Consider the following 22,986-nt stretch of genomic DNA (forward strand, 5'->3'; position numbering starts at 1 on the left):
TGACCAATCGCTGCGAAGGTGGATTTGATCTTCTCTGCTGCGGTGCGGTGCTCGGCAGGTCCGACTAGGACGTGGCTGTTGAGGGCGTTGTGCGTGTGGATTCGACGACTCGCACGGCACCATGCTGCGGACGAATGCCACCGCCATACTGGACTGCGTAAACTTGCGTCGCTTCGGCGCCAAGTAAAAAGATCATACTGCTGTAGTAAACCCAAACCAAAATCACAGCCAATGACGCGGCCGCACTTCCGAGTTCAGCGCCTGGTGAGGATTGACTGAGATAGAACTGCAGCCCAAATCGGCCAAGCAAAAACAGCACGGTAGTGATTCCTGCACCGACAGCAACGTCTCGCCAGCGGATTTCGGCATCCGGCATGAATTTGAACAGCGATGCGAATAGGACGTAGGTCACGAAACCTTGGACCACGTAATTGATCGATTGGGCGATCAATTCATCGGTACCGATCAGCCCGGTCACTTGGTTACCAACTGCCGACAGGACGGTCGACACGATCAGTGAAACGAGTAGCAAAAAACCGAGTCCCAGGATCATCGCCAGTGACAACAGTCGTTTGAGAAAGAAGTCTTTCACGCCAGAGCGGCTGGGGTCTGGCTTGACCGACCAGACGCGATTGAGCGCATCCTGAATTGCGCTGACGACGCCGGTGGCTCCGACGATAATTGCGGCGAAGCTGATTACCGTTTTCCACCACTGGCCCCCGGTTTCACGGTCGCTTTCGATGATCGAAGCGATCTCGTCAGTCGCGGCCTGATTGCCGATCATCTGAGCGGCTTGCTGTTGCAACAGCGTTTGTGCGTGCTCCTCGGCTTGTTTTGATTCGTAGGTCAATGACAGCCCAAACGTCATGACGGTGACCAACAAGTACAGCAGCGGCGGCAAAGCAAACACGGTGTAGTACGCCAGGGAGGCTGACAGCGTGGTACAGCCATCATTCGAAAAGTCGTTGAACGTTTTTTTCAGAAAGTCCATGGCGTGGCCGTGCCGTTGCAGTTGACTTGTTGGGTATTGCACTTGATCGGCCGGCGACAGCGGGTCTGCATTTCGCAGACCTCGACCTGAGCATGTTCCGACCGATCGTCGTTTACAAAATGACGATCAAGGCGTGAATGATGCCAATGACCCAGAACCCAATCAGCGTAAGAACAATGTTCAATAAGAACTGAGTTCCCATGCCGCGGTCCATGAACACCGCAAGCGGCGGTAGCAAGACAGCAAGGATGACTTTTAACAGAGTGTTTGTTGTTGTCGGTGCAGTCGACATGTCGTTTACCATTGGTAAAAAGGTTTCTGGGTGTGTCTAGACGGAGGAGGAGAGTCGCGTTTCCTGGTCGCGATTACTCGTCGTCTTCTGGCAGGTCGACGTCAACATCTGGAACTTCGATTTCGGTCTTCTTCATGTCGACATCGACATCTGGAACTTCGATCTCTTTGGTCTTGGTCGATACATCAACATCGGGTCCGTCGACATCGAATTCTGGAAGTTGTCCCGGGTCACCGGTCACTTCAACGTCGACGTCTGGCAGTTCGCCTTCTTTCGTTTGGTCAACGTCACAGCCGGAAAAAGCAAACACGGCCAAAGCACAGAAAAACGCATTTCGCAATTGAATCTTCATCTCAATTCCCACGGTGTTGGAGTCTGAATGCCGCGCCGACGACGGCAAGTTGATGTCGGCGATTGCACCGCTCTGAAGTGATGTCGGTGCAACGAAACGGCAGCAGATGCAAGGGCTGTGCCAATGCCGTTCGTTTGCGAAAGTTGCGTTTGAGTGGTCACTCAAATGCCAACTTGGAACGAAACAGGCCATCAGTGGATGAGAGTGCTGCTTCGCTGTGCGATTCGATGACAACAAACGCCAGTTGCGGTGCCGCATCGCCAGAAAACGCTCGGTGATTTGGGAAAATCGATGTTTGCCGCTCTTTTGGAAGCACTTGATCCGCTATCTTCAGAATCTACTCGCCGAGGAGGTGGCGATCCCCTCTGTGGCGAATTGGGATCGATTGGGACTAGGCGAGAGGAAAGCTGGCGAAGGCCGATTGGAAAAAGTGTTTGATCGCAACCCGGGCATCGAATAATGAACAGCGGCAAGATGGTGCGTTCTGGAGTCCAGTTAGCTGCCAAGCCAGAGGAAGGTGATTCATGCGACGGCGGAGCTGATACCGGGACGGAGCGTGGAAACCAAGAATTGGACCAGCGTCTTCCGGCAATCGTCGGCATCGGTGCATCGGCAGGTGGTATCGAAGCGCTTGAACGGATGTTTTCTGCGGTCCCGTGTCATACCGGCGCTGCGTTCATCGTCGTTCAGCATCTTTCACCGACGCATGAAAGCCACCTGGGGCGGTTATTGTCACGCGTTACCGACATGAAAGTCGAAACTGCCGTGGATGGGATGACGATTCGACCGAACACGGTTTATGTCGGTAGCCCTATGACCGACTTGCTTTATAGCGGAGGGTGTTTGCGAGTGATCGCACGGCCGGAAGACAACGGTCTACGCCGCCCTATTGACCGCCTTCTCAAGACGCTTCCCGATCGGGCAACGGCGCGAACGATCGCGGTGATTCTTTCGGGGACAGGCAACGATGGAACCGAAGGATGTCGGAGTCTTTCAAAGAATGGTGGTTTTGTGATCGCGCAACAACCGTCTAGCTGTCGGTTTGTATCGATGCCACGAAGTGTGATTGCTGCACGTGTTCAGGATGTCATCTTGGAACCAGATCGGATTGGTGATGCCATCCGCAATCATTTGAGCGAAAAAGGTAATGTCGACGACCAACAGGTCTTCGACTCATCGGAAGTTGCTGAGACCGGGTTGCAATTGGTCTTCTCGCGTTTAACAAAGATGTTTGGAATCGATTTTTCGACTTATAAATCCCAGACAATCGATCGACGAATCGCGCGGCGAATGCACCTAACCGGCATTGAATCCGTCGAAAAATACGCCCAGCGGTTGATCATCGATACCGAGGAGGCCTGTCGCTTGTATCGCGACCTATTGATCAATGTGACAAGCTTTTTTCGTGACCCAGATGCATTTGATTTTCTGCAGCATTCGGTGTTGCCTTCGTCTTTCGAGAATCTGCAAGGGTCTTGCTTTCGAGCTTGGGTGTGTGCTTGTGCGACCGGTCAAGAAGCTTATTCGATTGCAATGGCCATCCAAGAAACGATTGACAAGCTACAACTGAAAGTTGATTTCAAGGTGTTCGCAACCGACGTTCACGAAGAGTCGCTGGCCAAGGCAGCCGCGGGAATCTATTCGGCGGAAGAGGTTCGGAATTTGTCCGAGGAGCGACTGCGACGTTTTTTTGTGGATGTCGACGAAGGATACGCGGTGAGCAGCAGTTTGCGAACGCACGTTGTCTTTGCGACGCACAACGTGATACGGACACCACCGTTTTCGCAGATAGACCTAGTAACCTGCCGCAACCTGCTGATCTATCTCGACCGCGAAATTCAAGATCGCTGTTTAAGTCGGTTTTACTTTGCGCTGAAAGATGGAGGAACGCTGTTTCTCGGACCAAGTGAATCAACGGGACAACTCAAACCGGGCTTTGAAACACTGCACAAGACGTGGAAGATTTATCGTCGCGGCGATTCTGAACAGATCAACTGTGAAAGTTTTGAGACATTTCGAGAGCCGACACATCTTGAAAAGCTTGGGATGCAGCCGACGCCGCGTCGGAAAGGAACATTCGATCGTCCCGAAAAGCTGCTGACGCTCTACGACGCCGTGTTGGCACATTCAATGCCTCCCGGGATTCTGGTTTCTGAAAGTCTTGATGTATTGCATTCGTTTCCTGGATTTGAACGCTATCTCAAGTTCCCTGAAGGCAGGACCACCTCACAATTGTTGGACTTGATCGAACCGGAGATCAAAGAAGCTGTTCGAGGTGGAATTCGCAGGGCTTCGCAAAGTCAATCCGAAGTGGAAATGCCGGCGATGATGCGAACGCGGGAGGTTGGCGCGAGCGTGATCGTTTGTGTGTACCCGATCGCAATTCCAGGGCACGAAAGTGAGTTTTACCTTGTACAGATCAAAGGCGATGTACAGATCAAAGGCGATGATATTACCGGCTCAGGGTATCACGGTTCGAACGTTTCGTCGGAGGAAGCTTTGGAAGGCAGGCGATACAAGAGCGACGTGCAACAGCAGTTGATCGAGGCGAGGAGGAATTTGGATGTTACGATCGAGGAGCTGTACTACGCGGTCGAGCAATTGCAAACGGTGACGACTGACCTGCACTTTGCTAACGAACAGCTTCAAAGCACGCAGGAGGAACTTGAAAGCGTCAATGAAGAGATGGTGATCGTGAACCGTGACCATGAATCAGCAATCCAGCTCTACGATCAGGCGGTGTCGGACATCAACAATTTGACGGAGTTGTTTGATGCAATCTTCATTATCGTTGATCGCCAATTGAGAATTCGGCGAATGTCACCGCAAGCTAGCGATTTACTAGCTCTCGATCCCAAGTACGTTGGAGGCAGCGAGGATGCCTTGTTGCGTCGGATAGACGACGCGACAATTACATCTCGGTTGTTAGACGCGATCGATATCGGCAGCGAATCTATCTGCCACATCAGTATCAAAAATGATCGCTACTCAGCACAGATTAGATCGTTTCGAAGTGGCGGTGAAATCACCGGTGCGATGGTGCTCCTGACCAAAGCGTCGGAATGAAATGACGGATTCTCAAACGAGACATTCGTCTGAGTTTTAGTTTCTGGAATCCTTTGCAATTCCAGTTCCCGTCTGTCGCGTCGCCCCTGGCGTTAGCGTAGATCCGCATCGAGGTCTTTGCTGTGCTCGTCTAATCCGAGCAGTGTTCCGCCGTCGACGATCTGCTTGGCAACGTCGGCCAGTCGGCGACGCGACTGTCGCGCGGTGTTTTGCAGAAATCGGTGCGCTTCCGGCTCCTCAAGTTGTCGGACTTGCATGATGATCCCTTTGGCACGTTCGATCTGCTTTCTGTCCTCAAGCTTCTGTTCCAAGTGCACCACTCGCTCTTCAAGCGATTGCAGATGACGGAAACGTTTTTGGCAGAGATAGATCGCCGGCTGGATCGCTTCGGCAGTGACCGGTTCGACAAGGTAGGCCATCACGTGATCTTCCATGGCCCGTTCGACGTTATCGAGTTCGTCGTCGTGAGCCACGATGATACTTGGCGTTGGCATCGTTTTGCCGATGCGAATCAGAGCCTCGATTCCATCCATGTCCGACAGTTTCGGAGATGCAACCAAGATATCAGCCGGGGCCTCAATCGACCTCTCGATTAACTCGTGCCCCCGGTCCGTTGCCATCGGGACCTTGTGACCAAGCGTAAGCAGGATCGTTTCCAGGATCTCTCTGACGGCACAGTCGCCGTGTGCTAGATAAATCGTTTGTTGTTTGTTGACTCGGTCTATCATGATTCATCCTCCGAACTTTGATCGGCAAGACCATTGATCTCGCGTTTGATCTCCTCGCACCGTTGTTCAAGTAGTTTGGCTTGACGAAATCGGCGTTCGGCCAGGAAGAGTGCCGGGCGAAGATCTCGATCACTAATGGGCGCGACAATCACGCCCGTCAAATCGTCCAATAGCAACCGCTCCACTCGGTCAATGTCCTCGGGACAAATGACCATAACCGCTGGGCATGAGCCCATGCGTGCCAACTCGTTTGCGATAGCGAACACATCCGTTTTGCGAAATCCGGTCCCCAGCACCGCAATGTCGGGTGGGTTTTCCTGGCACCGCCGGAACAAAGTCGCCGGGTGATCGGTCGACAGTTCCACACAGTGGTTCAGTTTTTCTAGCGTTGCCTGGATGATTTTGCGCGAGGCATCATCACCGTGAGCAAGGTAGATTCGAAGTTTCGGCTCCTTCATGTCGTAATCGCATCGGTGGTCAGCGTGTGGGAGGCGTGCGATGCCAAGGGGAAGAGCCACGGGGAAAACCGGCTCGACTTGGACGCTCGCCATTGGCGATGACGTGTGCTAAATGCAAAGGCCGGGCCAAAACGTCGGCGGGTAGACAGAAGCGGAATTCGTCCTGTTTGTCACCAAAAGAATTGCGCAAAACGCAGCTCGGACGCGAAATTGGTTGATTTTCAACCAACTCGGACTCAATCGAGAGGTCCGGTCGTCAGTGAACGTGCTTCAGTTGCGTTCAGTCACAGCACAAGCCATCAACCAAACGAAGTAGCTTGTTCGCATCGATCGGCTTGCTGAGGTAATCATCGCAACCGCTGGCAATGCAGCGGTTCGAGTCTCCATCCATCGCTTCGGCGGTAACTGCGATGATGGGGCCGGTAAAGTCCATTCGCCGCAATCGCGAAGCCGTTCTATAGCCATCAAGACGTGGCATTTGCATATCCAAGATGATGCAATCGATAATCTCGTCCGCTTTCAATGCCTCTTCATAGCGATCGATCGCGTCGAGTCCGTCGACGGCCTCCACGACGGTAGCACCTGCCTTGGTCAGGATCCGTTTGCTCAGCAGCCGAATATCGGGGCGGTCATCGACCACCAGGATGTGTTTATCCAGGCGAATGTTGGCGATCGAGTACTCACTTCGCTCTTGGATAGAATTTTTCACGGGGCTGACCATTGCAACGCCTGGTAGCGGCGGCGCTTTGACCTGGAACACAAATGTGCTGCCTTCGCCGATTTTGCTTTCGCAAGAAATCTCACCACCAAGAATATTGGCGAGTCGTTGACTGATCGCCAGTCCCAGCCCTGTGCCACCGAATTGACGATTAATTCGAGCATCGCCTTGCGTAAACGGCTGGAAAAGCAGTTGTTGTTGCTTTTGCGTCATGCCGATCCCGGTATCGGAAACTTCGAATTGAAGGAAACCGTCTTCGTCGTCGACGTAGCGAACGGTCACGGTGACGCCGCCCTGCTTGGTGAATTTGATCGCGTTGCCGATCAAGTTGATCAGGATTTGTTTAAGCCGTTTGGGATCGGTTCGAATCACTTCGGGCATCAAGCCGTCGTAGGCGACGTTGAGGTCCAGTTGATTCTCCGCCGCGCGAACGCTCATGATCGATTGCACGTCGGCGACTAAGCTGGCCGGTTCGAAACGTTGGCGAGTGATTTCGATCTTACCGGCTTCGATTTTGGATAGGTCGAGGATGTCGTTGATGATTTCCAGAAGGTAGTAACCATTGCGGCGGATCGTGCTGAGGTGTTCATCACGTTCACGACCATCGGTGGAAGCCTGTGCCAGTTCCGTGTAACCCAAGATGGCTGTCATTGGGGTTCGGATCTCGTGGCTCATATTGGCCAGGAAAGCGCTTTTTGACACGTTGGCTTCTTCGGCCTGCCGACGCGCTTCGTCCAATTTGATCTCGGTTTGTTTTCGATCGGTGATGTCAAGTTCCACACCGATCAGTTGCAACGGTGAGTCATCATCGTCGATGCTGACATGTGCAAGCGCTAAGATCCAGTGGATCGAATCGTTCCGTACGACTCGGTATTCTTCTTGGAATGCGGTGCGGTCTTCCAGGCAAGCGCAGAGTTTCTTTTCGACGCGATCGCGGTCTTCAGGATGGATGCTTTCGATAAAGGAGGCCAGCGAGTTGCTCGGTTGGGAGGTGAGCTTTCCACCGAAGTCGCCACTGGTGTCGCTGGAGAACCAGCGGTCCTCACCGACATTCCATTGCCACAGTTTCAAATTTGCGGCGTTTAACGCCAGCCTTAAGCGTTGTTCGCTCTTGCGAATCTCCGACTGTTGCACAATGGAGTCGGTGACGTCTTGACCGGTGGCGACAACGAATTGGACTTCACCGTCATCACCGATGGCAGGTTGGTAAATGAAATCCGCGTAGCGTAGGTCCCCCCTGGGACCATTGAACGGCAGTACTTCGCGGTACGTCTTTCCCGCCAAAGCGTCTTGAAAGTGTTGGTGCAGTTTGGCTTGCGATTCGGGTTGTCCCGACCACCACGACGAATTCCAGAACGGAGTTCCGATCTCTTTGTCGCGTTCGATTTCGAAGGGGATGGTGGCGGCGTCGTTGAGGTCGACCAAGCGGCCGTCCAAATCGATGACGAACGTGTAAAAGAAGCTTTGGTCAAACAGAACACGCAGCTTGCTTTCGGCAGATTGGATTTGTTTGAGTGCTTCAGCAAGCTTTTGTGTCTCACGGAGCAAATAAACTTGGTTTTCTTTCAACCGTTGCTCGTATCGCTTTCGATGGGTGACATCGGTTGCCAATACGTACACGCCAATCTGATTTTCGTCGGGGTCGACTTCGGGGATGAAGATCACATCCTTGATCGTTTGGTCGAGCTCGTTCGGAAGTGTCAGTTCGAATTTGCATCGCTCACCGGCAAGCGAGCGGAGCAAATGGGACTGAAGTGATCGATAGACGTCTTCACCAAGGAGTTCGTACACCGAAACACCAATCGCTCGATCAGGTTCATAGTCGAACTGGGCCGCGAAGGCTTCATTGGCGAACTGAATTTTTTCCTCTTGATCAATCAACGCGATCAATGCGGGCATCGCGTCAGTAACCGAACGTAGTTGTCTGCTTTTCGCTTTGAGACGACGTTCGGTACGTTTTTGATCGGTAATATCCATGATGGCACCGATCAGTAACGTCGGATTGCCGTTGCCGTCGCGTTCGACCGAACCGTCACCGCAGATCCAAAGCCATTTGCCAGTCTGATGACGCATCCGGCATTCGATGTGATAGTCATCGCAGCGTCCGACAAACGTCTTTTGGATTTCGCGTTCGACCTTATCGATGTCGTCGCTATGAATGAAGTCTTTGAACGCGCTGAACGTGTCGTCAAATTCGTCGCGTTTGTATCCGAGAAGTTGGTAAAGCGAATCAGAGAGTGTGACCGTGTCAGTGTTGACGTCCCACTTCCACGTTCCCAATCCGCCGGCGGTCAAAGCAATTTCGACTTCGCGCCTGGATCTGGCCAAGGACCGCTCAAGCTGCCTTCGTTCGGTGGCATCCCAGGCGACACCGATTAGGCTTGTCTTGCCTTCGGCATCTTGGATGCATTTCCCACGCATGACGACCCAGGAAACTCGTTTCGGGTCCCTGCGGACACGAAATTCTGCGTTGTATTCGGTGCCGTCATTGCATGCCGTTGTGATTCGTTTTCGAACCTCTGCCGCGTCATTGTCGTGGATTTGCCCAAACAGTTGCTCACCCCGGCTCAGCGTCCCAGACGGTTTGCCGAACAATGCGCAGAAGACTTCGCTGGCAATCAGTTGGTCGGTTTCTGGATCAAGTTCGAAGACACCCAGACTGGACGCTTGCGTTGCGAGGGCAAGACGCCGTCGTTTGTCTTCCACCGTCCGGCGAAGCGAATCGACTTGAGTGACATCTTCGAAGGTGATCAGGAAACGCGCATCGTCTGGGTTATCGATTGCAAGCGGCTGCACGAGTACCTGCAGATGTCGACGAGAACGACCATCATGCCAAGCGCCATTGGCACCGGATTGGATTCCCGATTTGAGTGTTGTCGCGACCGGCTTCATCAAGATCGCGAGCACATCGCGGCGAAGCGAGTCGGAAAGCGGTTGGCCAACGATCGTTTGACTCGTGAACCCATCAAACTTTCCGTGGTGATCGACAATCTGCATCGACGATGTGATTACGACTGCCGCTGGGGCAAACTGTTGCAGCAAAGTCTGCCGCATTAGCTCCCCGCTATCGCCATCACGCTTCATCGAATTTTGTTTTTACCACGGGGAAAACGGATGCCAACGACGATTCGTCAGCCAGCAATCCAGTTGATTGACAGAGGCTCGGTCGTATGGCAGTGGCCCTGAACTGGGCGAAGCACGCCTAACAATAACACTTACTTTAAAGCAGGTCGAACGAGATGGCCACCTAGGGGAACTCTCGTTCGGTGTGACACCTAACAATCCGGGTTCACTTTCAGCCCGATGGCCAAGCCCGGATCGGGCGTCTGTTTACTGTTCGCAGTTTCGTCGGACTGCCGTTTTCCTCCCAAGAACTCTGCGATGCCTTTGGAACATTCGTAGTGCTCGCTCGCCATCCGAATCGCGATCAAGATTGGGACGGACAGTAAGACCCCTGCCAGCCCCCACATCCAACCCCAAAAGACGGTGGCGATAAAGACCAACACTGGGTTCATCTGCATCGATCGTCCCAAAATCGTCGGGGTGATGAATTGCCCCTCAATCGTGGTTAGCGTTAGGAACGTCGAAGTGATCACGATTGCGTAGTAGAACGGCTCGAAGGTCAACAGCGCGACGACAAACAAGATCGTCGCACCGGCAAACGCGCCGAGAACTGGTACGAAGTTGAACACGCATGCCATGACTCCCCAAAGCAAAGGTGACGGCATACCGAGCAACCACATCGCGACCGAGACGCACAGACCCAGTGTGATGTTGATGACGGTGACCTGTGTTAAATAGAGGCTGAGTCCATCCTGGACCCCATCGATGGCCGCGAAAAAGTTTCGTTTTGTCCTAAAGTCTGGCAACGAATGCAGCATGCTTCGGATCAGTTCGTCCCCAAACGCCAACAAGAAATACAGCAGTACCGCCGAAACAATTACCAGTGAGACGACATTGCCCGTGCCACTGATAAACGTCAGGTTGGCATTCCAGTTTGGCTGCTTGATTTCGACCGGAACGGGTTTTTCGGCAGCCTCTTCGCGTTCGGCTTCTGCGGTGAATTCGGTTGTCGCCTGATTGACCGCATCGAGCTTGTCAAAGACGAATCCCAGTCGTTTTTTGACGTTTTGGATATACTCGGGGGTCTGAACCAACGTCTGACGGGCTGGCTCCATCACCAGGTAGCTCGGGACAACGATTAACACTAAGCTGCCACCGAGGATAAGTCCTGACGCTACGGATGAAGGGATGCCGAGATGTCGGCCGCGGCGCACGAGTGGTCGCAGCGTTAAATAGGCAAACACCGAAATCAATATCGGGATCACCAATGAACGCGCGAAATACAGCGCGTACAGAACGAGCATCCACGCGCAAACGATGTTCGCTTTGCTACTCAATTGCCGCTGCAAGAGTGACGTTGCCGAATCAGTTGGTTCGGTGGAGTTGTGGGGCGATTGGGCAGGCATCTTCTAATCACTTCCTGTTGTCAGCAAAGGTCGCTTGGTAAACCAGAACACACCCAATCAAAAACGAAAGCAGAAACATCAGCGTCGCCAACGCGGGGTAGCCAAACAGCATCCACTCGGACTCCAACTGCATGATGATCGAGGCACCGATAATCATTGAGGCGACGATCAGTCCAGAAGTGATTCGGTTGGCGATTTTGTGGACGCCGCTAATCAAGGTTGCTTCATCAATCGCGTCGACGTTGATTCGCAATTGATTTTCGCTCAGCAGTCTCGTGATTCGGTTGATCCGTTCAGGCAGGTTGGATGCCAGTTCGGCTGATTCAAGTAGCGCCGCAGCGACCCTTCCCGGTTTCGTCTGTTCCCTCGCACGGCTCATCAAAAGTGCTGCGGTCCGTGATCGGATCATTTGGTGAATATCAAAGTCGGGATTTAGCATGTGAAGGGTCGTTTCCAACTGCAAAAACGCTTTGCTGAGCAGGATTAACTCGAATGGCATGGTCAGTCCACATTCACCGGCAACTGCCATGAAGCGAACGAGCGTGTGTCCGACCGACATTGATTCGAATCGTCCAGTGGAGGACGCCACAATCCGAGCGCCTTCGACCCGGAAGCGTTCGGCATCGAATTCTTCATCAGCGTGTCCGATTTCCTGAGCCAACGCGGCCGCACGCTCGCCTTCTTGTTCTCCGAACGCGAGTAGAAGTGCAGCCAGTTTGCGGCGCATCATCGGAGGCAATTCGATAACCATCCCCGCATCAATCAAGGCAAGATCGGCGCGTTCCAAACACCGTCGCGTGGCCGAATGTTCCTCTGAGCGTTCCTCGGCTCGCGAGTTCAACAGAATGAGGTTGCCCGGATGAGGGTCTGCGTGGAAAACGCCATCAATCAGGATCTGTTGCAGGTAGGCGTTGACCAAGTCTTTCGCGATGCGTTCGCAATTGCGTTCGAGCAGTACAGACCCATTTGCATCTTTTATCGGAACGCCAGAAACGTACTCCATTACCAATACGTCTTCGGCCACTAGCTGTGGTACGGGACGCGGAATGCAGAGCGTTGGATAGTCGGCGAGGTTTTCGCCCAACGTGATCAAGTGATCTGCTTCACGCCGGAAATCGAGTTCTGATTCGAACGCATATTCCACCGCTTGGATCAGCATCCCGAAACGAAACTGTCGGCCGACCTTCGTTTCACGGTCAACCAGCGATGCAATTCGCTTCAAACTGCGAAGTTGTTGTTGGACTTCGCTTTCGATGCCCGGACGACGAACCTTCACGACAACATCTCGACCGTCTCTTAATTTAGCCCGGTGGACTTGACCAAGCGACGCGGATGCTAAAGGGCGCTCATCGATACTGGCGAACAGTTGAGTTGGTTTGGCGTCAAACCGGCTGGAAATGATTGATTCAATCTTTTCCCATGTGAGCGGTTTGACATTGTCTTGAAGACGGCTGAGTGCCCGGATGTATTGACGCGGAACCAAGTCATCGCGTGTGCTGATGATTTGTGCCAGCTTAATATAGGCACACCCCAGTCCTTCGATGTCCTCGGCAAGCTCTTCCGCAGACCGGTAGGCGTCCGCGTCGTGATCATCGTGTCGACGCAATCCAAGGTGCCGAGCCACATCCGCAAACCCGTGTTTGAAAAGCAATGATGTGAGCGCAGCGTATTGTCGTCCGTTTTGCGTCAGAAGGTGAATCATCGTCGTTTGCTTGGTGGCGATCCAGCCGGCGAGATTCGACGGCGACTGAGTTAGTTAGTCATTTAAGTAAAGCAACGTTCGCACGCCGCGAGCCGCATGTTTGAACTCTCTCAAATGCTGTGCCTGATGGCCAGCAATGAGAAAGAACGTGACGACTCGCCAGTGTGCAGACGGTGCGTTGATCGTGCCGTGCTTAGACGGCAGGGCGACGTCCCATGATCAGGCTGACGATGAACAAGACCAAGAAGACGAAGAACAAGATCTTCGCGATCCCAGCTGCACCAGCAGCAAGCCCACCAAATCCAAAAACAGCGGCGATCAGAGCGACGACGAAAAAGACAGCGGCCCAGTAAAGCATGGTATTCCTCAAAGGGGTTGGAGAGCTCCTGGCCCAACTGTGGTGTTCACAACGTTTTAAAGCCGGGAGAGGATGGCCTTTCGGCCGAACGGGAGATCCCCTTTCGCAAACCCCGGGCCAATGAGCAGACCATTTTTCAGATTGAATCCAAGATGCCACGATTTGCCGCCTCGATGCGTTGTCAATGGTCGATCTGCGACCAGGCTGCTCGGGAAGGTTGAGGAACGCCGATCGTTGTTGAACCAGTCTTTGCAATCCGACTCAGTTGGCTCGCGAGCGGGCCATTTGGATTTGATGGTAAACCGAACAGCCGGTGAGACTTCATTGGGCAATTGGAGCGATCAGGCAGCAAAACAGGAGCTCAAACGCATCGAGCCAAGTCACAGCGGAAATGTTGGGTCGGCAATGAGGGCGGAGATTCCCAAACATGTACTGCCCTTCGCTTAATGGCATGCGATATGCGTGCAGTCGAATTCCCACAAATGAGCGGAGATTCGATGAGTCGAAACAGAGTCAACAAGCATTGCCCGGAAGATCAACGGCCAGCACGTGTGCTGGTTGTTGATGATTTGCCGGCAAGCCGGTTGCTTTTGTATCGCGTCTTCTCCGCGCTCAAATACGATGTCTCGCTTGCCGCTGATGGCGAGGAAGCATGGTACCTCATGGTATCGCGACAGCCTTTCGATATCGTGCTCACAGACCTTGAGATGCCTGCGCTAGACGGCTTGCAGCTGGCGCAGAGGATTCGAAAGAGCGGGCGGGACGAGATTCGAGACCGTCCGGTGATCATCCACAGCTCAACCGATCCGGCGCAACTCCGAGATCCGATTGCCGCTGATCCACTAACGTTCTGTTTGCCGAAGCCGCTTGAGGTGGGGCGGTTGAAAGAAACGCTGGTGAAAATTCAGGAAGCGGTTTCCGGTGCGGCCGACTCCACTTCCATCAAGCTGCCGCCGTTCTAGGTCACAAATAAATCTCGCCCCCAGCGACGTGCGAAGCAGAGTGAGTGAAATAGTTTGTTAGGGCGGGCGTGGGTTTGAAACGCCAGTCGCCACCAATTCGAAGGTGGTGACGACCGGCACGTCGCGGCAGAACGCGGCATTGGCTGCGCCAATCGTCTGCCGCCGAGCGACTTGTTAAGTACCCTCGGGCCGATAGTTACAACGTCACGGCCGCGTTGAGCGAGTCGTCGGGCGTGGGGCGTTCGCCCTGCACGTACGCCTTTCCGGCTTTGAGCAAATACTTGACACCTTGAAAGCCTGAATTGTCCCAGTATTCGCCACGGACCGGGTCTACGCGGAGCAACACAATTGATGGGTCTGACTTGCCCGCAGGGAACCAGACCTTGAACGCTTCGTTCCAGATCTCGTCGATTTTTTGCCGATCTTCGACGGCCTGGCATTTACCGGTGAGCGAAACAAATTTGCCGGAGCTTTGCATGGTCACCGCGACGTCTTGATCAAGCATCAAGTCGGCAATTTTTCCGGAATTGCGGTCGCTTACGAACCACATTGTTCCGTCATCATCGACTTCGGCGATGGCCATCGGTCGGGAATCCAATTCACCGGAACTCGTCCGAGTGACCAGCATCGCGTTGCGAAAGTCGCCGATGAGTCCGATTAGTTTTTCATGTTTATCCATTGCTCTGTGCCTCTTGTTCGGGGAACGATGCGACGGATCGAAATGTTCTACCGCAGACCCGTCGGTTGACGGGACTAAAGGGTGCAAGCAATGTGCCAAACAAAGTCAGGCAATTCGCGCGAAACGGTCTCCGCGGCAAAAACCTTAGGGTTTTGTGCGAGCGTCCGTCTTCGAAGAAGCCGGCGCGGCACTCTCAGGGACACGATTGGGGTCGCCGCCCGATCGACTCTCCACGGCTCGCTTGATACCGCGAAGCATGACGGGAAAGACAAAGCCATGGAGTGGATAAACGGAATACCAGTACGCCAACCCCATTAGTCCCCGCGGACGAAAACGGGCCGTCATCTCGACCTGTGTCGAATCGGAAGTGATTGGGCGAACCGTAAAGTCCAGTTCTGCATCGCCGGGCAACCACATTTCGGCCCTGAGTCTGAGTTGCCGATTGAGATCCAATTTGGTCACACGCCAAAAATCCAAGGCTTCGCCGTAGTGCAGTTCGGTAGGGTGTCGGCGCCCACGGCGCAGTCCTGGGCCACCGACCAGTTGATCCATCCAGCCACGCAAGCTCCACAACGGACCGGCGCCCCAGTACCCATGCTGGCCACCGATCGATTTGATTTCGGCAAAGGTCGCTTCGAGTGAACCGTTGACTTGGATTTCACGTTTGTCCTGCATTGTCGCGCCGCCGGCCCAATCTGGGTCGTGTGGCATCTCACCGGCGGTGGACCACCGGGTCTCGATCAGGCCATCACGGGTACGTCCCACAGCCGCTTCGATCGCTTCCTCAATCCCCAGGCATTCGCCGGGCATCAGACGCAGCGCATCTTTGTTGCGACAAACGGTTCGATTGCGGAGACCTTCGGCAAGCGGACGCGCGATTCTGCTGTTGACGGGTGTGACTAATCCGATCCAGAGGCTGCTCAGCTTTGGCGTTAGGACAGGGACCGGCACGATCGTACGACGTCCTAGGCCAAGTTTTGACGCCGTGATCTGCATCACATTTTCGTAGGTCATGATGTCTTTGCCACCGATGTCAATCGTTCGGCCAGACGTCTCGGGAACTTGTAAACAAGTCACCAAGTAACGCAACACGTCGCGAATGGCGATCGGCTGTGTTTCCGTTTTGACCCAGCGAGGGGTAATCATGACCGGCAGTCGCTCGACCAAGTATCGCAAGGTCTCGAACGATGCCGAACCTGATCCGACAATCATTGCCGCTCGGAATACGGTCGCTAGCACACGACCACTTTGTAAGATGTCCGCCACTTCGCGTCGGCTGTTCAAGTGGTTCGATAGGTTCGGCCCCATCTCGCCGAGTCCGCCCAAGTAGATGATGCGTTGGCAGCCCGAACGCTCGGCGGCTTTCAAGAAACACTTTGCGAGCTCGCGATCCCGCTGTGCATAGCCGCCACCTGCGGACTGCATTGAATGCACTAGGTAATAGGCCGCTTGGCAGTCACCAATCGCTTCGTCCATTTTGGTCGCGTCATCGATTCCGCCAGCGACCACGCGAAGCTTGGGGCTATTCTGCCATGCAAATTTCGATAATTTGCCGGGGCTGCGCACTAAGCAAGTGACTTCGTATCCCTGTTCCAACAGGCGAGCGACAAGACGCCCGCCGACATAGCCGGTCGCTCCGCAAACCAAGATTCGTTGTGGTGTTTCCATGACAACATGGAATCGGTTGACGAATTCCAATCAGTGCGTGTAACTGCTACGTGGACAACGTAGCGTCCTATTGACGATCGCTTTCGATCACATCACCGAACTGCAATTCGCCATCAAATGAACGTGTCGAATTCTTCGGAGCAGTCAAGTCTTCGGCTGCCGACGGTTGCAGCAACGGGCGGCGAGAACTGGTCGTATCGTCGTTCGCAGGAACGGGATCAAGTGTCGCTGACACACCTGCGTCAAACGCCGGCGGGTCGACCGGTGGAATCTCGATCATTCCGGGCATCATAAAGTCCATCGTATCCGACTCGATCAAGCTCGGGTCGCGACAAGCCACTTGCTTCCTGCAACAGCGATCGCAGGTCTGGCTGCCTTTGACATAGGCCAACATCTCTTCACAGAACGATTGTCGCGCGACGAAGATCCGATCGCCAGGTTTGAGATGGTAGTTCGTCGTCGAGTCACCAAGTTGCGTGATCGCACGATAACAAACCGGCAAGGTGATTCGGCAGGAACACGGACTGGTCGGTCGGGCAAGCAAAATATCGCATGCCGATGCCCGGGCGGTCAGGCCGCCAGCTTCCATGATCGCGTCCAAGACCGTTTCGTGTCCCGTCAAGGTGTATGCCCCGGGGGAATTGACCTCGCCGATGACATAGTACCGATGGATCGGCTGGATCAAGCGAACGTTCACACGCACCGATTTCTGTTCGGTGTTGCTAACCACCGTTTGAACCGCCGATTCAGCTTGCTCAATCGTCATGCTGGAAACGACCACACGACCGTATCGGCCGAGATCAATCGTGCCGTCCGCCATCACTCGCTGGTCGGCAGGCAGTTGGATCGTCAGGTCCTCTGTTTCAAGGACTTCGACCAACAATTCATCGCCAGGGGCCAAGTGGTGTGTCGGGCGAACCTGCTTCGCTAACTCACGCGGAACGTTCGGGTGCCGCGTGGTCTTGTCAAGAATTTCCTTCGTATCCCGCGTCATCACATGAGCGATCGGGTACGCGGAAAAACCGAGTACACTGCATCCGGCCGAGCAAAGGACCGGAACGAGAAGCAACGCCGTCAGACCGATTCGGTGGATTTTCTTGTACATGCTAGGAATGATCGGTCGATGCCCGACGAATATTTGCAACGACCAAGCGTGTCACTACAGCTTACCAGTTGATGGTGGGCTTTTGATCAGTTCGAAAACAAACTGTTCGCTGTTGAGATCGTGATCAATTCCTGCAGTGCGAATCGTTTGGCGGTGGCTCGGAATGACTCGCCAGGTAACAAGCGGACGATGGGGGTCTTGGCGGTACCGCTGATGTCGAACACAAACGTTCGGTCGCTTAAGATTCGGTTGACTTGGCCGATTGGCGACGCGACCAAAAGATCGGAGAGGCCGACCAAGTTGACCAAGAAGTCTTGGCCTTGGAAGTTCCCCGTCGACAAGACCATGCCGATGTCCATTCGCGTGTCCAACAACCCGACGCGGCCGTCGGCTCGAACCGCGACGCGATCCGATAACATCGCGACCTCGTCGAGGTGAATTGCTCCGGAGGCGATCCGGCCGACTGCAATCCCTTCGCTAAATCGTGTTCCGACAAGTGACGACGCCCCCAGCAATACGCCGGCAGTTGAAAGGCCCGGTACGGCGGAAGCATCCGTGCCACCTAGACGGAATTGAAAATCGCCACGCAGACTTCTTGCGTCGACGATGCGGCGACCACTGAGTGTCAAATCGCCGGTCACGTCACCTTGCCCGATGGTCGCAGTGCCGACATAGGTATTGAGCAATCGTTCAAAATCGACATGGGCGATTCGCCAGCGGCTGTCCATATCGATGGAACCACGGTTGGACGCGGGAGAAGACAGCGATAGCTTTCCCGACACCAAACCGCCAGCCAGCTTCGATTTCACACTCGGGAAATCGGCGGTCCAGCGGAGGTTTTTCGAGTCGAAGGTAACGACGAGCGAGCTGTGCGCGTCACCGACCGGCAAATTGAATGTGGACGCATCATCGACCATCGCGTTCCCGGTGATTCGAAGTTTATCCAGGGGGCCACTTCCCAGACCCGTCACGCTAACTTGACCGCTGACCGTACCTGCCAACCAAGTCGACGCATCGGGACTGATCGGCAACAACATTCGGCTTCCGTCGGCGCGTGTGAGGCGAAGCTGCAATGTCCTGCGCCCGGCACCTGTCGACCAGGTCCCCTGACCGGCCAGGCGTCCGCCCGCATAAACACCTTGAATGGAGTCAATCGCGAGACGGTCTGGATGAATTGCGACCAACGTGGTGAGGTTGGGGATCAACTCTGTGTTCGCCACGCGAACAGCTTTTAGCACAATCTCTGCGGTGATCGGTTGACCCGAATCGGAAAGCGACAGTTCGTTTGCAGTAAGATCCAATTGGCCGCTGTAAAGTCCTGCGCGCTGGCCGCCCAAAACGCTTGCTTGTTCGATCGAAAGGTCTTTGACCGTGAATTGGTCAATCACAACACGCTGGAGCAACTCGCTCCAGCTCGCCTGAGGTGTAGCAGCGGAAGTCGAATGGATTGCGACGCGTCCGCCAAGAACTTCGCCATCGACGGCGGCTTCTAATTGCTGGCCATCAATTCTGGCTTCCGCCATGAGCTGCCCAATCGGTTCGCCGCCTGCCGATAGCTGGCTGATCTGGACGATGGCGTTTCCACGATGCGCAAACGGTTGATCCAACTTGTCAGCAGGTACTTGCCATTTGACTTTTCCTGAGGTGGTTGCGGCCAGCACGGTGGGACGCGACGCGATTGGAAGTTGGACGGACAGTTTCGGAGCGAGAGATTCCCAGTCGATGTCAAATTGATGGCTACCGAACGAGTCGGTCGACAAGGTCACGTCGCCGGTGACCGAACCGTCAAAGACTTTGGCGTCGAGTGCGGTCAGGCGAAAGGCGTTGTCGTCAATGGCATAGTCTGCTTTTAAAGATCTCAGGACGACGCTGTCGTCTGAATCGCCAATCGGCTCGCGCGGCGTCAGTCTAACTTCATTGGGTGCGAGGACGACGTCATGTTCGATGCGTCCCAGGTCGAGGCCAGCTAAGCGAAGCCTGGGAGAGGCAATTGCGGCATCGATCTGCAACGGGTTGTCGTTGGGCTTGCCGGAAATCGTTCCCTGTACTTTGCCTTGAAGGTCGATCTTGCCGTCGATCAGTTCGGTAAACGACCCGGCCGGAAAGTCGTCCGCGGTGAATCGCAGGTCAACTTTGGGGGCGTTCGCCAAGTCCATTGATCCGGCCAGTTCGGCCTTGAACGGCGGAGTGCTTTTGGATTCGACTACAGCGCCGCCGATGTCGACTCGTTGTTGTTTGACTTGGATGCTTGGAACGCTGACATCGAAGTTTAATTTGGGGCCGTACTGGACGTTCTTTGCCGCGACCTTACCGGTGATGTCCCATTTCAGTGGGGCATTCAAGTCTGTTGCTCGTCCTTTGACGTTCACCTGGCCATCGATCGTGGCGATCGACCACGCTTTCGCCCAATCGCCACCGAACTTCTCTAACAGGTCGAACACCGCATCGGTTTTCAATTCCGATAGAGTCAGGTTGCCTGCGAAATTCCCCCGCGGGATGAGTTCCATCGAAGCGTTTCCGGCAATCTTTCCCTGTCCTTGCTTGGCATCGAGCTCTTGCAGCGTCAGTTTCCCATCGCGAAAGTCAAGCACGGCACGGAGCGAATCGAAGATCAATTGATCGGATCGCACGTTTTGCCCCGAAACGGTCCCGTGAATTTTGTATGCCTTGCCGGTTCGAAGCGCATTCAGTGGGACTGAGACTTCGAACTTCACAGTGACGTTACCGTCGACTGCGACGGGGATTTCAATCCCCAAGCGTTCCAATCGCGACGCCAGCTTCCCGACTTCGATGTCCTCAAACGACCAGTCGGTTGTCCAGTAGCGATAGTTCGGCGCTTGTGCCAGACAGGACTTCGAGGACCCGAGCAGCCCAGTGGCAAGTAGGGCGGCAGCCAAGATTGTCAGGCGAACTTGGAAAAAATTACACATGCTTGGTCGTTTTCAGGACGGGAAGTCGTCTGGGCGAAGGTGAGCTGGACGCAAGAGTCACTGCAAAATTGGGGCCGCTAACATCCATCTGAAACGCTCTGCCGGTCTGCGGAGTCATGAGTTTTCCCGTCGATCGGCATATCGTTTGCATCAACGGTGGGGCAACAAAGAGGCGTCGCGTGTTGCGGTGCCACATGTTGAATTTCTCAGTGATGGAGTCCCAAATTATGTCTGCCGACGGCATGGCAAGCTATCAAACGGTTCATGGATTGTCGTTCCCAACCACGATTGCGGTACTGAAGTCCCAGTATCAGGAGCGTCGCAAGCAGCGCAAGAAAAACGCGCAACAAACCAAGTCAACGAACGACAACGCCCGGTTGCGTCTTAAACAGTCTGCGGAATTTTCGACCACCGCTTGATTTCGTCATCATTGGGCTCGTGATTATTCAGACCTTCGGCGAGTCCGCTATTTCAATGAAGTATCCCTTGGGGTGAACCGGTTAGGCGGGCTGTCACCCCAAGCGTTCACCGCATCGGTGGCAATACACCGCGCCGGTCAAGTGTTTTTGGGTCTCGCATCGCGGACAAGGGCGATCGGTCGTCGTTGCGTCCAGGTCTTTCTTATCGCCGGCGTCTTCTTTATCACTGGCATGGGATGTTAGCTCTGCCGTCACAAAGCCGCTTGGTACGATGATCAGGCTGTAGCCCAGGAGGATCAAAGTCGCGGAAATAACTTTGCCAGTGGTCGTCGTCGGCACGATGTCACCGTATCCAACGGTTGTCATCGTTACGATCGCCCAGTACATCGCCTGCGGGATCGAATCGAAGCGGCTGTCGAAATCCTGCGGGGGCACGCCGGCGACGAGTGCGGGCATGATCGTTTCGACAAAGTACATCAGCGTGCCGCTAATCGTGACGGCCACCATCACGACAATGAGGAACACGATGATTTTGTGCCTCGCGTTCCAGACTGCGTGCCATAGCTCATCGGCGTCGCTCATCATCCGCCATAGCTTCAGCACCCGGAAAGCACGCAGCAATCGGATGCTCCGCAAGATCACAAAGGAACGTGTTTGTGTTTGCGGGACGAACACATATCCGATGTAGGTCGGCAAGATACTTAGCAGATCGACGATGCCCCAGAAGCTAAACGCATATCGCAGCGGGTGTCTCGCACATGCGAGCCGGGCAAAATACTCGACCGTGAACAGGATCGTGAGACACCACTCGATCGATTCGAGAACGGCGAGTTCGCGTCTGGCGATCGAGGGAATCGTTTCCAGCGAGATAACAGTGATGCTGCACAGGATCGCGATCAGCAATCCGACATCAAACGCCCAGCCCGCCGGGGTGTCCGATTCGAAGATGACATCATGCATCACCACCCGCCACGACGGCCCATCGGGGCGTTGTGACGGTTTCGATTTACGGGTGTGGCGTGGTGCCTTGCTCAACCTCAGCCTCCGTTCGGGCGATTCCTAGTACGACCAACGACTAGGGTTCGATTTGCAGTCGACGTGGTGCGGTCACGGCTGGAGCAGCTTGGCGAACCTGCGATGCGTTCACGGCATCGTTTGGCATCTCGGCACTCGCTGCCATGATCCGTGGCTGTCGCTGTTGCATCGGAATGTCGATCGCCGGTGTCTGACCGTTGGCAGCCAAGGCCTGGTTTTCAGAAGCGAAGGCTTGGATGCGTTTGCGGATCGAAGGTTCGATTGGTGAAGCTAAGCCGTTGTCCAAATTGGATTGGTTGCGATGGATTGTCGTGGTAACCAACCCGGTTGGGCGTGTCGCGTGATTGTCAATTGCATCCCGGTGACGTCGATAGTCTGGCGAGTAGACCAACGACGAGTCTGTCATGGTGTTTTCAGCTTTGTTGCCAGGCAGGACGATTGTCGTCGGTGCCCCTTGGACGACTTTGCCTTCCTTGGTTTGGAAGGTCGCGACCAGGGAGACTCGTTTCTCGTTGCCACCGACCGGATCCCATGGAATCCAAACGCTGTAGCTGGCGCCAAAATCGCTTTGACTGAAGTGACGGGTAAATTGCTCGGGCGTGAACTTATACGGTCGGATTGCGGTGTCTTTGCCCACGGCGCCAATTTCGAAACCGTGTACGGTCAGCGTGCCTTCGACGGGAACCGATTTCGACTTTTCATCAAAGAAGAAGATCCGTCCGCCGAAGCCCCGCGTTGGTGTCTTGCCGCCTTGAACCAACACGTCGCTGGTCCACGTCGCGGCGAGCTTCGCAGGGTTTGGGTATGGCTTTGGAGGTTCGTCGCCTTTTTTGGACCAAGGTGCCTTGGTCATCCACTGGGGCGTACTGAAGAACTTGGCCAGCTTTACGTCTTCGCGAGTCGTGGGCGAAGTGCATCCGGTCATTGCCAACGGTCCGGCCGCCAGCGCGACGATGATTGCGGTTTTTAGTTTGCGTTGTTTCATGGGTCAAACCGATTGAATCTTTCTCGGAGATCTCGCGAGCTGACTCGCATCTGTTAGGTTTCATATTCG

18 protein-coding genes are annotated in these 22,986 nt (G+C 54.5%); 3 read left to right on the top strand and 15 right to left on the bottom strand.

The genetic code is table 11. The annotated features are described in order from the left end of the window. Window positions 1–64: 64 nt before the first annotated feature. The 3 genes from CGZ80_RS04285 to CGZ80_RS04295 all read right to left on the bottom strand — a co-directional run bounded on the left by CGZ80_RS04285 (window position 65) and on the right by CGZ80_RS04295 (window position 1,635). Window positions 65–991: a YihY/virulence factor BrkB family protein gene (locus CGZ80_RS04285; RefSeq protein WP_094411711.1), complete on the bottom strand. Its 927-nt coding sequence runs from the start codon at window positions 989–991 to the stop codon at window positions 65–67. Window positions 992–1,103: 112 nt separating this feature from the next. Further along, a complete protein-coding gene (locus CGZ80_RS04290) occupies window positions 1,104–1,283 on the bottom strand; it encodes a YqaE/Pmp3 family membrane protein (RefSeq protein WP_094411829.1) in 180 nt (59 codons plus the stop codon). A 73-nt stretch (window positions 1,284–1,356) separates the two neighbouring features. Beyond that, complete coding sequence (locus tag CGZ80_RS04295) at window positions 1,357–1,635, bottom strand: hypothetical protein (protein WP_094411831.1); 279 nt, start codon at window positions 1,633–1,635, stop codon at window positions 1,357–1,359. Between the two features lie 459 nt (window positions 1,636–2,094). Between CGZ80_RS04295 and CGZ80_RS04305 the strand changes: the two genes are divergently transcribed. Further along, window positions 2,095–4,701: a CheR family methyltransferase gene (locus tag CGZ80_RS04305; protein WP_094411715.1), complete on the top strand. Its 2,607-nt coding sequence runs from the start codon at window positions 2,095–2,097 to the stop codon at window positions 4,699–4,701. Window positions 4,702–4,793: 92 nt separating this feature from the next. On the opposite strand, the gene CGZ80_RS04310 is transcribed toward CGZ80_RS04305, so the two are convergent. The 6 genes from CGZ80_RS04310 to CGZ80_RS04335 form a co-directional block, all read right to left on the bottom strand. Further along, entirely contained in the window at window positions 4,794–5,429 is a 636-nt protein-coding gene (locus CGZ80_RS04310) for an ANTAR domain-containing response regulator (RefSeq protein ID WP_094411717.1), read from the bottom strand. Continuing rightward, a complete protein-coding gene (locus CGZ80_RS04315) occupies window positions 5,426–5,887 on the bottom strand; it encodes an ANTAR domain-containing response regulator (RefSeq protein WP_094411833.1) in 462 nt (153 codons plus the stop codon). Before CGZ80_RS04315 ends, CGZ80_RS04310 begins: the two co-directional genes overlap by 4 nt. A 280-nt stretch (window positions 5,888–6,167) precedes the next feature. Continuing rightward, the gene (locus CGZ80_RS04320) at window positions 6,168–9,689 is read right to left on the bottom strand and encodes a PAS domain S-box protein (protein WP_094411719.1); all 3,522 of its coding nucleotides are present in this window, start codon (window positions 9,687–9,689) and stop codon (window positions 6,168–6,170) included. Window positions 9,690–9,880: 191 nt separating this feature from the next. Then, window positions 9,881–11,074, bottom strand: a complete 1,194-nt coding sequence (locus CGZ80_RS04325) for an AI-2E family transporter (protein ID WP_094411721.1) — start codon at window positions 11,072–11,074, stop codon at window positions 9,881–9,883. 7 nt (window positions 11,075–11,081) lie between these two features. After that, window positions 11,082–12,776, bottom strand: a complete 1,695-nt coding sequence (locus CGZ80_RS04330) for an ABC1 kinase family protein (RefSeq protein ID WP_094411723.1) — start codon at window positions 12,774–12,776, stop codon at window positions 11,082–11,084. A gap of 193 nt (window positions 12,777–12,969) precedes the next feature. Then, entirely contained in the window at window positions 12,970–13,134 is a 165-nt protein-coding gene (locus CGZ80_RS04335) for a DUF1328 domain-containing protein (RefSeq protein ID WP_094411725.1), read from the bottom strand. Between the two features lie 551 nt (window positions 13,135–13,685). On the opposite strand from CGZ80_RS04335, the gene CGZ80_RS04345 reads away from it, so the two are divergent. Further along, entirely contained in the window at window positions 13,686–14,096 is a 411-nt protein-coding gene (locus CGZ80_RS04345) for a response regulator (protein ID WP_158222548.1), read from the top strand. 196 nt (window positions 14,097–14,292) lie between these two features. Here the strand turns inward: CGZ80_RS04345 and CGZ80_RS04350 are convergent, their stop codons facing one another. The 4 genes from CGZ80_RS04350 to CGZ80_RS04365 form a co-directional block, all read right to left on the bottom strand. Next, entirely contained in the window at window positions 14,293–14,775 is a 483-nt protein-coding gene (locus CGZ80_RS04350; RefSeq protein WP_094411731.1) for a pyridoxamine 5'-phosphate oxidase family protein, read from the bottom strand. 144 nt (window positions 14,776–14,919) lie between these two features. Continuing rightward, a complete protein-coding gene (locus tag CGZ80_RS04355; RefSeq protein ID WP_094411734.1) occupies window positions 14,920–16,443 on the bottom strand; it encodes an SDR family oxidoreductase in 1,524 nt (507 codons plus the stop codon). Between the two features lie 67 nt (window positions 16,444–16,510). Further along, entirely contained in the window at window positions 16,511–17,548 is a 1,038-nt protein-coding gene (locus CGZ80_RS04360) for a polysaccharide biosynthesis/export family protein (protein WP_094411736.1), read from the bottom strand. Between the two features lie 86 nt (window positions 17,549–17,634). Then, window positions 17,635–20,478, bottom strand: a complete 2,844-nt coding sequence (locus tag CGZ80_RS04365; RefSeq protein ID WP_094411738.1) for an AsmA-like C-terminal region-containing protein — start codon at window positions 20,476–20,478, stop codon at window positions 17,635–17,637. A 212-nt stretch (window positions 20,479–20,690) separates the two neighbouring features. On the opposite strand from CGZ80_RS04365, the gene CGZ80_RS04370 reads away from it, so the two are divergent. Next, the gene (locus CGZ80_RS04370) at window positions 20,691–20,897 is read left to right on the top strand and encodes a hypothetical protein (protein ID WP_143543737.1); all 207 of its coding nucleotides are present in this window, start codon (window positions 20,691–20,693) and stop codon (window positions 20,895–20,897) included. A gap of 93 nt (window positions 20,898–20,990) precedes the next feature. Here the strand turns inward: CGZ80_RS04370 and CGZ80_RS04375 are convergent, their stop codons facing one another. Together CGZ80_RS04375 and CGZ80_RS04380 are read right to left on the bottom strand one after the other, a co-directional pair. Further along, on the bottom strand, window positions 20,991–21,932 hold the full coding sequence (locus CGZ80_RS04375; protein ID WP_233148225.1) for an ion transporter: 942 nt from the start codon (window positions 21,930–21,932) through the stop codon (window positions 20,991–20,993). Between the two features lie 40 nt (window positions 21,933–21,972). Continuing rightward, window positions 21,973–22,917: a hypothetical protein gene (locus CGZ80_RS04380; RefSeq protein WP_094411742.1), complete on the bottom strand. Its 945-nt coding sequence runs from the start codon at window positions 22,915–22,917 to the stop codon at window positions 21,973–21,975. Between the last annotated feature and the right edge of the window lie 69 nt (window positions 22,918–22,986).

The sequence above is a fragment of the Rhodopirellula sp. MGV genome, assembly GCF_002251265.1.
Classification (GTDB): domain Bacteria; phylum Planctomycetota; class Planctomycetia; order Pirellulales; family Pirellulaceae; genus Stieleria; species Stieleria baltica_A.

Excerpts from the sequence above, each read along its gene's own strand:
- CGZ80_RS04370 (WP_143543737.1), top strand. The coding sequence starts at position 20,691 with ATGGAGTCCCAAATTATGTCTGCCGACGGCATGGCAAGCTATCAAACG.
- CGZ80_RS04325 (WP_094411721.1), bottom strand. The coding sequence starts at position 11,074 with ATGCCTGCCCAATCGCCCCACAACTCCACCGAACCAACTGATTCGGCA.
- CGZ80_RS04355 (WP_094411734.1), bottom strand. The coding sequence starts at position 16,443 with ATGGAAACACCACAACGAATCTTGGTTTGCGGAGCGACCGGCTATGTC.
- CGZ80_RS04365 (WP_094411738.1), bottom strand. The coding sequence starts at position 20,478 with ATGTGTAATTTTTTCCAAGTTCGCCTGACAATCTTGGCTGCCGCCCTA.
- CGZ80_RS04295 (WP_094411831.1), bottom strand. The coding sequence starts at position 1,635 with ATGAAGATTCAATTGCGAAATGCGTTTTTCTGTGCTTTGGCCGTGTTT.
- CGZ80_RS04360 (WP_094411736.1), bottom strand. The coding sequence starts at position 17,548 with ATGTACAAGAAAATCCACCGAATCGGTCTGACGGCGTTGCTTCTCGTT.
- CGZ80_RS04310 (WP_094411717.1), bottom strand. The coding sequence starts at position 5,429 with ATGATAGACCGAGTCAACAAACAACAAACGATTTATCTAGCACACGGC.
- CGZ80_RS04350 (WP_094411731.1), bottom strand. The coding sequence starts at position 14,775 with ATGGATAAACATGAAAAACTAATCGGACTCATCGGCGACTTTCGCAAC.
- CGZ80_RS04305 (WP_094411715.1), top strand. The coding sequence starts at position 2,095 with ATGAACAGCGGCAAGATGGTGCGTTCTGGAGTCCAGTTAGCTGCCAAG.
- CGZ80_RS04290 (WP_094411829.1), bottom strand. The coding sequence starts at position 1,283 with ATGTCGACTGCACCGACAACAACAAACACTCTGTTAAAAGTCATCCTT.
- CGZ80_RS04315 (WP_094411833.1), bottom strand. The coding sequence starts at position 5,887 with ATGAAGGAGCCGAAACTTCGAATCTACCTTGCTCACGGTGATGATGCC.
- CGZ80_RS04320 (WP_094411719.1), bottom strand. The coding sequence starts at position 9,689 with ATGAAGCGTGATGGCGATAGCGGGGAGCTAATGCGGCAGACTTTGCTG.
- CGZ80_RS04380 (WP_094411742.1), bottom strand. The coding sequence starts at position 22,917 with ATGAAACAACGCAAACTAAAAACCGCAATCATCGTCGCGCTGGCGGCC.
- CGZ80_RS04330 (WP_094411723.1), bottom strand. The coding sequence starts at position 12,776 with ATGATTCACCTTCTGACGCAAAACGGACGACAATACGCTGCGCTCACA.
- CGZ80_RS04285 (WP_094411711.1), bottom strand. The coding sequence starts at position 991 with ATGGACTTTCTGAAAAAAACGTTCAACGACTTTTCGAATGATGGCTGT.
- CGZ80_RS04335 (WP_094411725.1), bottom strand. The coding sequence starts at position 13,134 with ATGCTTTACTGGGCCGCTGTCTTTTTCGTCGTCGCTCTGATCGCCGCT.